The 12726-nt window shown below is 69.7% G+C and carries 11 protein-coding genes; 7 read left to right on the forward strand and 4 right to left on the reverse strand.

What is annotated here, in order from left to right:
* Window positions 1-4: 4 nt before the first annotated feature.
* Together AMYNI_RS48455 and AMYNI_RS0129820 are read left to right on the forward strand one after the other, a co-directional pair.
* Window positions 5-784 (forward strand): DUF742 domain-containing protein, encoded by a 780-nt coding sequence (locus AMYNI_RS48455; protein WP_020671755.1) that lies wholly within the window; start codon window positions 5-7, stop codon window positions 782-784.
* Window positions 765-1376 carry a GTP-binding protein gene (locus AMYNI_RS0129820; protein WP_020671756.1) on the forward strand — a complete coding sequence of 204 codons (612 nt, stop codon included), beginning with the start codon at window positions 765-767 and terminating at the stop codon, window positions 1374-1376. Before AMYNI_RS48455 ends, AMYNI_RS0129820 begins: the two co-directional genes overlap by 20 nt.
* A 33-nt stretch (window positions 1377-1409) precedes the next feature.
* Here the strand turns inward: AMYNI_RS0129820 and AMYNI_RS0129825 are convergent, their stop codons facing one another.
* Window positions 1410-1844, reverse strand: a complete 435-nt coding sequence (locus tag AMYNI_RS0129825; protein ID WP_020671757.1) for a type II toxin-antitoxin system VapC family toxin — start codon at window positions 1842-1844, stop codon at window positions 1410-1412.
* A complete protein-coding gene (locus AMYNI_RS0129830; RefSeq protein WP_020671758.1) occupies window positions 1841-2164 on the reverse strand; it encodes a hypothetical protein in 324 nt (107 codons plus the stop codon). Before AMYNI_RS0129830 ends, AMYNI_RS0129825 begins: the two co-directional genes overlap by 4 nt.
* A 132-nt stretch (window positions 2165-2296) precedes the next feature.
* Here AMYNI_RS0129830 and icmF point away from each other — a divergent pair, with 132 nt between their 5' ends.
* From icmF to AMYNI_RS0129850, 4 genes are all read left to right on the forward strand, one after another.
* Window positions 2297-5566, forward strand: a complete 3270-nt coding sequence (gene icmF, locus AMYNI_RS0129835; RefSeq protein WP_020671759.1) for a fused isobutyryl-CoA mutase/GTPase IcmF — start codon at window positions 2297-2299, stop codon at window positions 5564-5566.
* Between the two features lie 64 nt (window positions 5567-5630).
* Entirely contained in the window at window positions 5631-6464 is an 834-nt protein-coding gene (locus AMYNI_RS0129840; protein WP_026361112.1) for an LLM class F420-dependent oxidoreductase, read from the forward strand.
* A gap of 43 nt (window positions 6465-6507) precedes the next feature.
* A complete protein-coding gene (locus AMYNI_RS0129845; protein WP_020671761.1) occupies window positions 6508-7338 on the forward strand; it encodes an LLM class F420-dependent oxidoreductase in 831 nt (276 codons plus the stop codon).
* A gap of 64 nt (window positions 7339-7402) precedes the next feature.
* The gene (locus AMYNI_RS0129850) at window positions 7403-8395 is read left to right on the forward strand and encodes a TIGR03557 family F420-dependent LLM class oxidoreductase (RefSeq protein WP_020671762.1); all 993 of its coding nucleotides are present in this window, start codon (window positions 7403-7405) and stop codon (window positions 8393-8395) included.
* Between the two features lie 59 nt (window positions 8396-8454).
* On the opposite strand, the gene kstR is transcribed toward AMYNI_RS0129850, so the two are convergent.
* Window positions 8455-9114 (reverse strand): cholesterol catabolism transcriptional regulator KstR, encoded by a 660-nt coding sequence (kstR, locus tag AMYNI_RS0129855; RefSeq protein WP_020671763.1) that lies wholly within the window; start codon window positions 9112-9114, stop codon window positions 8455-8457.
* Window positions 9115-9283: 169 nt separating this feature from the next.
* Here kstR and AMYNI_RS0129860 point away from each other — a divergent pair, with 169 nt between their 5' ends.
* A complete protein-coding gene (locus AMYNI_RS0129860; RefSeq protein ID WP_020671764.1) occupies window positions 9284-11473 on the forward strand; it encodes an acyl-CoA dehydrogenase family protein in 2190 nt (729 codons plus the stop codon).
* Here AMYNI_RS0129860 and AMYNI_RS0129865 read toward each other — a convergent pair.
* Window positions 11462-12706 (reverse strand): alpha/beta hydrolase, encoded by a 1245-nt coding sequence (locus AMYNI_RS0129865; protein ID WP_020671765.1) that lies wholly within the window; start codon window positions 12704-12706, stop codon window positions 11462-11464. The genes AMYNI_RS0129860 and AMYNI_RS0129865 overlap by 12 nt on opposite strands.
* Window positions 12707-12726: the final 20 nt, after the last annotated feature.

Here is a 12726-nt window from a genome sequence, read left to right on the forward strand (position 1 = left end):
GTTGATGAGCACGGGATCCGGGTTCTTCGGTGAAGAGCCGGGAGCGGACCGGCGGGCTCCGGGCACGGGCCCCGGTTCCGCCGCCGGTGATGAGGACGACGGCACGTTCGCCGACGTCCTCAACGGCTTCACCCTGAACTCAGGTCGCGCCCGCCGGAAACGGAAGAAGGACGCGGCCGCCAAGGTCGGAGAGGACAACGAATCCCATGCCGAACCCGCAGGTCCCCAGCCGCCGGCCGAGCCGCCGCGGCCCTACCAGCCCGCCGAGCACTGGACCGAAGCCGTGACCCCGCCGCACGCTCCTGCCGCCGATGTGCCGGTCAACGCGCTCTTCGACCCGTCACCGCCCCGCTACACTGATCGGCCTCCGCCCCAGCGTGGGATCAGCAGGGTTGACGACGTCGAGCCGCCGAGCCCGGCCGAGGAGACCGCGGTGGTCCGCCCGTACGCTCTGACCGGCGGACGGACGAAGTCTAACTACGCACTCGAACTGGAGACCCTGGTCTCCACCAGGGAGAACATCGAAAATGCCGCCGGGAGCCTGCCGCCGGCGGTGGCCGAGCAGATCGAGCTCCGCTCGATCGTGGAAGAATGCCGTACCCCGCGATCGGTCGCCGAACTGGTCGCGTACCTGCGGATTCCGTTGGGCGTGGTCAGGGTGCTGATCAGTGACGCCGCGGACGCGGGCCTGGTCGCCGTGCACAAGACGATATCGGGCAATGACGGTGCCGAGGCACATCTCATGTTGATGGAAAGGGTTTTGAGTGGACTCCGTCGGCTATAAGGCACCGCGGGACACCGCGCCGTCGACCATGACCTCGGCGAAGATCGTGGTCGCCGGTGGTTTCGGCGCCGGCAAGACGACCTTCGTCGGTTCTGTGTCGGAGATCGTGCCGCTGACCACCGAAGCGATGATGACGGACGCGAGTACCGGCATCGACAACCTGGACGCGACGCCGAACAAGTCCACCACCACGGTGGCCATGGACTTCGGCCGCGTGTCACTGGACGCGGACCTCATCCTGTACCTCTTCGGCACCCCCGGCCAGCAGCGGTTCTGGTTCATGTGGGACGACCTGGTGCGCGGCGCGATCGGCGCGGTGGTGCTGGCCGACACCCGGCGGCTGGCCGACTCGTTCGCGCCGGTGGACTTCTTCGAGGACCGCGGGCTGCCCTACATCGTCGGCGTGAACACCTTCGACGGCATCATGCACCACGACGTCAACGATGTCCGCGAGGCGCTCTCCATCGACCCGGCCATACCGATCGTGCGCTGCGACGCCAGGGACCGCGAGTCGACCAAGCAGACCCTCATCACGCTGGTCGAGTACGCGATGCGCCAGTGGATCGCGGTACGCGCCGCCCAGCACCAGTAACTCGCGGCTCCCTGCCCGGCGAGCCGGCAGGGCTTACGTCGGTTGTTCCAGCGGTAGGCCGCTGTGCTTGGCCGCGCGCGCCAAGGTGTTGTCGTAGGTGACGAACGAGGTCAGCTCCGGCCCGATGTCGAGCGCGCAGACCAGGTGGATCGCGTCGAGCGAACCGAGGCAGGGATCGTCGGCGTACATGGCGGCGCGAAAGAACGTGTCCGAGTCCACGACGACCCGGTTCACGCGGTCCAGCAGTTCGACCGCGGCTGCCAGCAGCTCGTCGAGCACGGCCTGTTCGACCCGGAGCCGGCGCTGCGAGTCGTGGCAGGATCGCCGGACCACGCGAAGTACCTCGGTCACGGCCAGTTCCGACGTGACGAGCTCGGACTCCCGGTCGTCGAGATGGTCTTCGAGCGCCGGGGTCTCCTTCTCGGTCACGAGGAGTTTCACCAAGGCGCACGAATCGAGATAGATCATGTGCGCTCGTGCTCGCGCATCTCGAGCAGAAGCTCGGACAGCGATGGCCCGTCCTCAACCGGTGGTAGCGGAGCTCGTCGTGGCCTCGGCTGAAGACTGGCCGGCCGAAGCCTGCCCGCGGCGACCATCTCGACACGCCGACGTTCGGCAGGGGTGAGCGGCACCAGCCAGGCCACCGGCAGCCCGTTGTTCGTCACGGGCACGGGATGGTCGAGCCGGCCCACCTGTTCACCGGTGAGCTTGCCGAGTTCGCGCATCGTGATCGCCTGCACCTCGCCGTCGTGCGGTCGGTTTTGGGCCGGCCCGAGAACGTCCGTCATGTCCGACAGTTTAGCAAGCTGCCGGACGCCGTGCAGGACCGTCGGGCAGCTTGCCCTCCGATCACCCTGTGCGTGAGGCCGGTCACCGATGCACGGCTGTCCAATAGTAGGAAGTCCTAGTATTTTGGAGGGATGGAGACCGCACTGCACCGCCCGGTGAACCCGGTTCGATTCGTGACCGCGGCCAGCCTCTTCGACGGGCACGACGCGTCGATCAACATCATGCGCCGGATCCTGCAGTCGCAGGGGGCCGAGGTGGTGCATCTGGGGCACAACCGCTCGGTGGACGAGGTGGTCACGGCGGCCATCTCGGAGGACGTGCAGGGCGTCGCGATCAGCGCGTACCAGGGCGGGCACGTCGAGTACTTCAGCTACCTGGTGGAGCTGCTGGCCGAGCGCGGTGCCGGGCACATCAAGGTCTTCGGCGGCGGTGGCGGGGTCATCGTGCGCGAGGAGATCGACCTGCTGCACTCCAGGGGAGTCGCGAAGATCTTCTCGCCGGAGGACGGCTACGAGATGGGCCTGCCGGGCATGATCAACTCGATGATCAGGGCCTGCGACGTAGACCTCGCCGAGCAGCCGCCGAGCTCGGTGGACAAGCTGCTCTCCGGGGACGTGCCGGCGCTGTCCAGGGTGATCACCCAGCTGCAGCGCGAGACGCTGCCGCCGGACTGGCTGGCCGCGATCACCGACGCGGCCAAGGCCCGCACGGTGCCGGTACTGGGCATCACCGGCACCGGTGGTTCCGGGAAGTCCTCGCTCACCGACGAGCTGATCCGCCGGTTCCGCCTCGACCAGGAGGACAAGCTGCGGATCGCGGTGCTGGCGGTGGACCCGTCCCGGCGCAAGGGTGGCGGCGCGCTGCTCGGCGACCGGATCCGGATGAACTGCCTCGGCAGTGGGCTTTCCGGCGGCTCTGCAGGCTCGGGCGCCGGGCCGGTGTTCTTCCGCTCGCTGGCGACCAGGACGGCCAGCGGCGAGATCCCAGCCGGGCTCAGCGAATCGGTGCTGGCCTGCAAGGCCGCCGGCTACGACCTGGTGATCGTGGAGACGCCCGGGATCGGCCAGGGCGACGCGGGCATCGTCGACTACGTGGACCACTCGCTGTACGTGATGACGCCCGAGTTCGGCGCCGCGTCCCAGCTGGAGAAGATCGACATGCTCGACTTCGCGGACGCGGTCGCCATCAACAAGTTCGAGCGCCGCGGCGCCGAGGACGCCCGCCGAGATGTGGCGCGGCAGCTGGTGCGCAACCGCGAGGCGTTCGGCTCCGCGCCGGAGGACATGCCGGTTTTCGGCACCAGCGCGGCGAAGTTCAACGACGACGGGGTCACCGCGCTCTACCAGCACCTGCGCGAGGCACTGGCCGAGCGCGGGCTGTCGGTCTCCGCCGGGATGCTGCCGGAGGTGGCGGGCAAGGTCTCCACCGACGCCAGCACGATCATCCCGCCGTCGCGGACGCGCTATCTCTCCGATGTGGCCGAAACCGTGCGCGGTTACCACCAGCGCACCCGCGAGCTGGCTGCCGCGGTGCGCAGGCGTGCGCAGCTGTCCGTTGCCAAGGACGCGTTGGCCGCGGACGGCGCGGACACCGGGCCGATCACGCGGCTGCTCTCCGCCGCCGAGGATGCGGTGGACCCCGACGCCGGCAAGCTGCTCGAGAGCTGGCCCGAGCTCGCCGAGTCCTACCGCGCCGACGAGCTGGTGGTGAAGATCCGGGACAAGGAGCTGCACACCCAGCTCTGGCGCGAGACGCTGTCCGGCAGCCGGATCCCGCGGGTGGCGCTGCCGCGCTACGAGGACCCCGGCGAGCTGCTGTCCTTCCTCCGCCGCGAGCACCTGCCCGGATATTTCCCTTACACCGCGGGCGTTTTCCCGTTCAAGCGGGAGGGCGAGGACCCGGCGCGGATGTTCGCCGGTGAGGGCGACGCCTTCCGCACCAACCGGCGGTTCAAGTATCTGTCCTCGGACTCCGACGCCAAGCGGCTGTCCACCGCCTTCGACTCGGTGACGCTGTACGGGCACGACCCGGACACCCGGCCGGACATCTACGGCAAGGTCGGCACCTCCGGGGTTTCCATCGCCACCCTCGAGGACATGAAGGCCCTTTACGACGGTTTCGACCTGACCGCGCCGAGCACCTCGGTTTCGATGACCATCAACGGCCCGGCGCCCACCATTCTGGCCTTCTTCCTGAACACCGCGATCGACCAGCGTTTCGCCGCCTTCGAGGACGAGCACGGCCGCAAGCCCTCCGAGCAGGAAGCCGCCGAGCTGCGGGAATGGACGCTGCGCAACGTCCGCGGCACCGTGCAGGCCGACATTCTCAAGGAGGACCAGGGGCAGAACACCTGCATCTTCTCCACCGAGTTCTCGCTGCGCATGATGGCCGATATCCAGGAATGGTTCATCGAGCACGGGGTGCGCAACTTCTACTCCGTCTCCATTTCCGGTTACCACATCGCCGAGGCGGGCGCGAACCCCATTTCCCAGCTGGCCTTCACGTTGGCCAACGGGTTCACCTACGTCGAGTCCTATCTCGCGCGCGGGATGGACATCGACGATTTCGCGCCGAACCTGTCCTTCTTCTTCTCCAACGGAATGGACGCGGAGTACTCGGTGCTCGGCCGGGTGGCAAGGCGGATCTGGGCGGTCGCGATGCGCGAGCGCTACGGCGCGAACGAGCGGTCCCAGAAGCTGAAGTACCACGTGCAGACCTCGGGCCGGTCGCTGCACGCGCAGGAGATGAGCTTCAACGACATCAGGACCACCCTGCAGGCCCTGTGCGCCCTGTACGACAATGCGAACTCCTTGCACACCAACGCTTTCGACGAGGCGATCACCACGCCCAGCGTGAGCTCGGTGCGGCGCGCGATGGCCATCCAGATGATCATCAACAAGGAGTGGGGCCTGTCCAAGAACGAGAACCCGTTGCAGGGCTCGTTCATCATCGACGAGCTGACCGACCTGGTGGAGGAGGCCGTGCTCACCGAGTTCGACCGGATCGCCGAGCGCGGCGGGGTGCTCGGCGCGATGGAGACCGGTTACCAGCGCGGCAAGATCCAGGACGAGTCGATCCTCTACGAGCGGCTCAAGCACGACGGCTCGCTGCCGATCGTCGGGGTGAACACCTTCCGCAACCCGAACCCGGACGAGAGCGAGTTCGAGGTCGAACTGGCAAGGGCGACCGAGGACGAGAAGAAGTCCCAGCTCGACCGGCTTTCGGACTTCCAGCACCGGCATGCCGAGGACGGCGAGCAGGCGATGCGCGCGCTGCGGGAGGCGGCGACCAGGGGCGACAACCTGTTCGGCGCGCTGATGGCGGCGTCCAGGGTGTGCTCGCTCGGCCAGATCACCGAGGCGTTCTTCGAGGTGGGCGGGCAGTACCGGCGCAATGTGTGACAAGCACACCAACTCCACGGTGTGACCGGGAATACCCGGCCGGGCCGGCCGGTTGGTGCGGATCATGAGAATCGGTATCTCCACTTTCGTGACCGACGACGGCATCAACCCGGCGGTGCTCGGCCGGGCGCTGGAGGAGCGGGGCTTCGACTCGTTCTTCGTGGCCGAGCACTCCCACATCCCCACCAGCAGGGAGAGCCCCTACCCGATGGGCGGTGAGCTGCCCCGGCCCTACTTCCACTCGGTGGACCCGTTCGTGGCGCTCGGCGCGGTGGCCGGGGTGACTTCGACGCTGCGCCTCGGCACCGGGATCACCCTGCTGATCCAGCGCGACGTGATCCACGCCGCGAACGAGGTGGCCAGCCTGGACCTCATTTCCGGCGGGCGGGTCGACTTCGGCGTCGGCGTCGGCTGGAACCGCGAGGAGATGCGCAACCACGGCACCGACCCGACCACCCGCGGTGCGCTGCTGGACGAGCAGATCGAGGCGCTGAAGGAGATCTGGACCAAGGACGAGGCGGAATACCACGGCAAGCACGTGGACTTCGACCCGATCTTCGCCTGGCCGAAGCCGGTGCAGGAGCCGCACCCGCCGATCTACATCGGTGGCAACAGCCCCGCCGCGCTGGCCAGGGTGGCCCGGCACTCCGCGATCTGGTTCCCCAACGCCGCGCCCGACGGTGAAGGGGCGCAGGAACAGCTGAAGATGCTGGCTGAGCACGTCGGGCCGGACGCGAAGATCTTCCCGACCACGACGAACCCGAACGCCGCCGACGTGCTGGACACCTTCGCCGAGGCCGGGGTCGAGCGGCTGGCGCTGGGGTTCGCCCCGCAGCCGGAGGCGGAGAGCCTGCGGGCGCTGGACCAGCTCGTCCCGGTCGTGGAGCGGTACCGCTAGCAACCGGGAATGCGGATGCCCGTCGGCCGTGTTCGAGCTTGATATGAAGTTCGGCATTTCGACGTTCGTGACCGATGAAGGCATCCGTCCGGGAGTGCTCGGCAAGGCGCTGGAAGAGCGGGGTTTCGACTCGCTCTTCATCGCCGAGCACTCCCACATCCCGGTGAGCAGGCAGAGCCCGTACTCCGGCGGGGGCGAGTTGCCGCGCTACTACTACCGCACGCTCGACCCGTTCGTGACGCTCACCGCGGTCGCGGCCATCACCTCGAACCTCCGGCTGGGCACCGGGATCGCACTGCAGATCCAGCGTGACCTGATCCACACCGCGAACGAGGTGGCCAGCCTGGACCTGATTTCCGGCGGGCGGGTCGACTTCGGGGTCGGCGTCGGCTGGAACTTCGAGGAGATGCGCAACCACGGCACCGACCCGCGCACCCGGGGCGCCCTGCTGAATGAGCAGCTGGCCGCGTTGAAGGAGATCTGGACCAAGGACGAGGCGGAATACCACGGCAAGCAGGTGGACTTCGACCCGATCTTCCTCTGGCCGAAGCCGGTGCAGCGGCCGCATCCGCCGATCTACGTCGGCGGCGAGAGCAAGGCCGCGCTCGACCGGCTGGCGAAGCACGGCGACGGCTGGCTGCCGCGCGCGCAGACCTCGCCGGACGAGCTGCGCCGAGTCCGGGAGTGGCTGGCCGAGCAGGGCCGCGACCGCGTGCCCTTCGCCATTTTCGGCGCGGGACGTGACCGCGACACGCTGAACGGCTACCTCGAGGCCGAGGTCGACCAGGTCACCTTCCTGCTCGCGACCCAGCCGGAGGCCGAGACGTTGCGCGAGCTGGACGAGCTCGCCGCGCTGGCTGACGGGCACCGTTGACCGGGGTAGGTTTGGCCGTGAAGCCGGAAGATCAGCAGAACAGGGGAGAAGGGTTGATGAGCTCGTGAGCGATGTTCAGATCGGCATGGCTGCGGCCTTGGAGCAGTTCTCGCCGAGGGAGTCCATTGAGCTGGCCGCGCTGGCCGAGCAGCACGGATTCCGAGGGCAGATGGCTGCGGACCACTTCCAGCCGTGGGTGCCCGCGCAGGGGGAGGCGTCGTTCGTCTGGAGTGTGCTGGCGTCGCTCGCCGAGAACACCACCGGTGACCTCGGGCCGGGGGTGACCTGCCCGTCGTTCCGGCTGCACCCGGCGATGGTGGCGCAGGCCGCGGCCACCCTGGAGGCCACCTACCCCGGCCGCACCTGGCTGGGCATCGGCTCCGGGGAGGCGCTCAACGAGCACATCATCGGCGGCTACTGGCCGGAGGCGCCGGAGCGGGTGCGGCGGATGTTCGAGGCGCTGGAGATCATCAACAAGCTGTTCAGCGGCAAGGACGTCAAGCACAGCGGCGAGTTCTTCAAGCTGCACACCACCAGGCTGTGGACGCTGCCGGACGGCCCGCCGCCGCCGATCTACATCGCCTCGGCCGGGCCGTACACCTCGCGCAAGACCGGCGAGCTGGCGGACGGGCTGATCACGCCGGGTGCGTCGCTGGAGAAGCTGGCCGGCATCCTGGACAACTTCGGCAAGGGCGCGAAGAAGGCCGGCAAGGACCCGGACGAGATGCCGAAGCTGCTGCAGGTGCACCTGTCCTGGGCCGAGACCGACGAAGAGGCGTGGAAGAACGCGATCGACCAGTGGCCGAACGGCGGGATGAAGTTCCCCAAGGCCGACGTCCGGTCGCCGTTCGACTTCGAGCAGATGGCGAAGCTGGTGCGCCGCGAGGACTTCGAGGGCCGGATGGTGGTCTCGTCCGACCCGGACGTGCACCGTGCCGCGCTGCAGAAGTACGTGGACGCCGGCTTCAACCGGATCTACGTGCACAACGTCGGCCGCAACCAGAAGGAATGGATCGAGACCTTCGGCCGCGAGGTCCTCCCCAAACTCTCCGCCTGACCTCGCTTGACCGGCAAATAGCCGACTTTTTGCCCCGGCAGAAAGTCGGCTATTTGCCTTTACTTGTCGAGGAGGAGGTGGACGGAGAGTTCGAGGCGGGTGGCGACGTCGGCGGCGGAGGCGCGGCGGGTCACCCAGGCCACCAGGTTCGCCATCCACACGTCCGCGATCAGGTGGAAGATGTCGCGGTCGTGCTCGGTGGGCTCCTCGATGCCCATCGCCTTGGCGAACATGCTCTCCATCAGCCTGCCGACCGTTTCCACCTCGGCGGCCGCGGTGGTGTCGGCGAACATGAAGGCCCGCACCATCGCTTCGGTCAGATGCGGGTCGCGCTGCATCAGCCTGGTGTTGCGGCCGAGCACGAAGATCAGCCGCTCGGCGGCGGTGTCGCCGGGGATCGCGCCGCGCTCGAGCTTGTCCTGCGCGCGTTCGAACTCCCTGGCCAGCCCGGAGACCAGCAGGTGGATCTTGGACGGGAAGTAGCGGTACAGCGTGCCGAGTGCCACGTCGGCGCGTTCCGCGACGGCCCGCATCTGCACCGCGTCGTAGCCGCCCTTCGCGGCCAGCGCCAGCGTCGCGTCGATGATCCGCCGTCGCCGGTCGCGCTGCGCCGCCGAGCCCAGCTCCTCACCGCTGATCGCGTTGATGCCGTTACCGCCGCGGGCCTTGGACTGGGTGGGTGCACCAGCTTGCGCAGTGGCCTTCTGCTTGCCGGCCATCGACAGCTCCCCTGGGTCAAGGTCGGAACTTGTTTCAGTTTCAGTGCGTAGCGTACCTAACTCCCCGGAGCGTTCAACCGGTGGGTTTTTGGACGAAAAACTGAAACACGTTCTATAGTTGGCCTCGGCGGGCTGTGCAAGCTCTGGCCGGAGCGGACGAGGAGGACGCGTGCCGATCGCGATCACCGAGGAACAGCGGGCGCTGACCCAGTCGATCAGGGCGTGGGCGGACCGGCACCGGCCGGTGGACGCGGTGCGCGAGCTGGAACACGGCGGTGAGCACGGAAGACACCTCCGCGGGCTGGCGGCGATCGGGCTGTTCGCGGTGGCCGTGCCCGAGGAGCTGGGCGGGGCCGGTGCCAGCGTGGTGGACGCGGCCGCCGGGCTCGAAGAAGCCGCCGCCGCGCTGGTGCCGGGCCCGGTGCTCGGCGGGGTGCTGGCCGGGCTGGTGCTCGGCAGGCTGCCGGACTCGCCGGTGGCCAAGGAGCTGGTGCCGGACCTGATCGAGGGCACGGCCGCGCTCGCGGTGGCCCCGGGATCGCTGGCCGGGACCGTGGACCGGACCGGCTGCCTGCGGGTGCGCGGGCGGGTCGGTCCGGTGCCGGACGCGGACGCTTCGGCGCACCTGCTGCTGGCCGCCGAGTCCGATGGGGAGCAGTACTGGTTCGTGCTTCCGCCGGGCACGCCGGGGGTCCGCGTGGTGGAGGCCAGGACCTTCGACTTCTCCCGTCGCGCCGCGCACATCGAGCTCGAGGATGTGGCGGTGCCGGAAGAAGCCCTGCTGCCGGGACTGACCGCGGAGCTGGTCGAGAACCTGACCGCCACCTTGGCCGCCGCCGAGGCCGCCGGGATCGCCGGCTGGTGCCTGCGCACCGCCACCGAGTACGCCGGGGTGCGGGAGCAGTTCGGCAGGCCGATCGGCTCCTTCCAGGCGATCAAGCACCTGTGCGCGGAGATGCTCTGCCGCGCCGAGCTCGCCGCTGCGCTGGCCTGGGACGCGGCTCGTGCCGCCGACGGCGGGCTGGACGACACCTCAGAGACCCCAGACACCTCGCAGCACGCGCTGGCCGCCGCGACGGCCGCGGGCGCCGCGCTGGAGGCGGCGGTGCGCAACGCCAAGGACTGCGTCCAGGTGCTCGGCGGCATCGGGTTCACCTGGGAGCACGATGCGCATCTCTACCTGCGCCGCGCGGTTTCGCTGCGCCAGCTGCTCGGTGGCTCGGCGTACTGGCGGCGGCGCGCGGCCGGGCTGGCGCTGGCCGGGGTCCGTCGGAAGCTGGACGTGCCGCTCGAAGACGGCGATCCGGCCGTGCGGGCGACGGTGGCCGAGATCGCCGCGCTCGCGCCGGAGCGGCAGCGGGCCCGGCTCGCCGAGACCGGCTATCTCGCCCCGCACTGGCCGCGGCCGTACGGGCTGGACGCGACGGCCGCCGAGCAGTTGCTGATCGACGCGGAACTGGCCCGCGCCGGGGTGCGGCGACCGGATCTGGTGATCGGCGGCTGGGCCGCGCCGACCATCCTGGAGCACGGTTCGCCCGCGCAGCGCGAGCGGTTCGTCGGCCCGACCCTGCGCGGCGAGCTGACCTGGTGCCAGCTGTTCAGCGAGCCCGGCGCCGGCTCGGACCTGGCCTCGCTGCGCACCAGGGCGCAACGGGTGGAGGGCGGCTGGCGGCTCACCGGGCAGAAGGTGTGGACGTCGCTGGCCAGGGAAGCGGACTGGGGCATCTGCCTGGCCAGGACCGATCCGGACGCGCCGAAGCACCGGGGGATCGGCTACTTCCTGGTGGACATGCGCTCGGCCGGGATCGAGGCGCGGCCGCTGCGCGAGATCACCGGCGACGAGATGTTCAACGAGGTCTTCCTGGACGAGGTCTTCGTCCCGGACGACTGCTTGGTCGGGGAGCCCACCGGCGGTTGGCGGCTGGCCAGGACCACGCTGGCCAACGAGCGGGTCGCGATGAGCGGCGGCTCGTCGGTCGGGGAAGGGGTGGAAACCCTGCTCGAAGCCGTTTCTGCGGCGGGTGCTGGCGAGGATCCGGTGGTGCTGGACTCGGTCGGCGAGCTGGTGGCCGAGGGTTCCGCCGGCACGCTGCTGGACCTGCGGTCCGTGCTGCGCCGGCTGGACGGCCAGGACCCCGGCCCGGAGTCCAGCGTGCGCAAGCTGATCGGGGTGCGGCACCGGCAGGCGGTGGCCGAGGCGGTGCTGGATCTGCGCGGCCCGGACGGGGCCGTGGTGGACGAGCGGACCGCGGCCGAGCAGCACGAGTTCCTGCTCAGCCGCTGCCTGAGCATCGCCGGCGGCACCACCCAGGTGCTGCTCAACCTCGCCGCGGAGCGGCTGCTCGGCCTACCGCGCTGAAGGCTCGCGCAGGGAACGCAGGTAGGCCCAGTCCAGGAACCGTTCCACCCCGCGCACCACATGCGCGCTGCGGATGGACGGGAAGATGTCGAAGGCGTGCTGGGTGCCGGGCAGTTCGGCGTAGACCACCGGGTTCTTGGCGGTCTCGCGCAGCCGCCGGACGAACTCCCTGGCCTCGCGCACCGGCACCAGCGTGTCGTGTTCGCCGTGCAGCACGAAGAACGGCGGCGCCTTGTCGGTGATCCGGTCCAGCGGGGACGCGGCGATGTACTCGTCCAGGAACTTCACCGGGTCCTTGCCCACCACCAGCTTGGCCAGCAGCGAGTTCAGCCGGGCGGTGCTGGCCCGCGAGCCGCTGGTGGCGGCGAAGTCGTAGACCCCGTAGTGCGGCACGCAGGCCTGCACGCTGGTGTCGGTCTCGGGGAAATCCGGCTGCAGCACGGGATCGTTCGCGGTCAGCCCGAGCAGCGCGGCCAGGTGCCCGCCAGCCGAGCCGCCGGTGGCCGCCACGAAACCGGGGTCGCCGCCGTACTCGCCGATGTGCTCCCGGACCCAGGCGAGCGCCCGTTTGGCCGCCAGGATGTGCTCCGGCCAGCGGGAGGCCGGGGCGAGCGGGTAGTTGATCGCCACGCAGATCCAGCCGCGCTGGGCCATGTGCAGCATCAGCGGGATGCCCTGCTGGTCCTTGTTGCCGATCACCCAGGCGCCGCCGTGCACCTGCAGCAGCACCGGGCGGTCGCGCACCTCGCCGCGCGGCGCGTAGACGTCCAGCAGGAACCGCTTGCCGCCGGGGGCGTAGGCCACGTTCCGGAACCGGCGCACCTCCGGGTTGCGCATCCGGAACGGCAGCACCAGCTGTCCCCACGGGGTGGCCAGGTCGTCCGCGTCCGGTGGCCGCTCGAGGTCTTCGACGTACTTCGGGCCGAGCCCCTCGGCCAGCGCATCCTCGACCCGGTCCCCGGCCTGGCGCGCGGTGGCGATCATCGAGCCGAGCCCGGCCGCGGACAGCGCGGCCAGCGCCAGCCCTGCCTTGCCGGTGCCGCCGCGCAGGCCGTGCCTCGCCAGGTGCGCGGCGGTGTCCGCGGCGGTCAGCGCCAGCAGGTGCGGGGCGAGTTCGGAGGTCAGCCAGCCGGCGAAGAAGGCCGGGATGGAGGCCGAGCCGCGCAGCGGGCGCAGCGCGTTGGCGGTGAGACCGAGCTGGAGTGCCCTGCGGACCAGGAAGTTCGGCTGCATACGCCGATTCTACTGCCCGG

Source organism: Amycolatopsis nigrescens CSC17Ta-90 (genome assembly GCF_000384315.1).
Lineage (GTDB): Bacteria > Actinomycetota > Actinomycetes > Mycobacteriales > Pseudonocardiaceae > Amycolatopsis > Amycolatopsis nigrescens.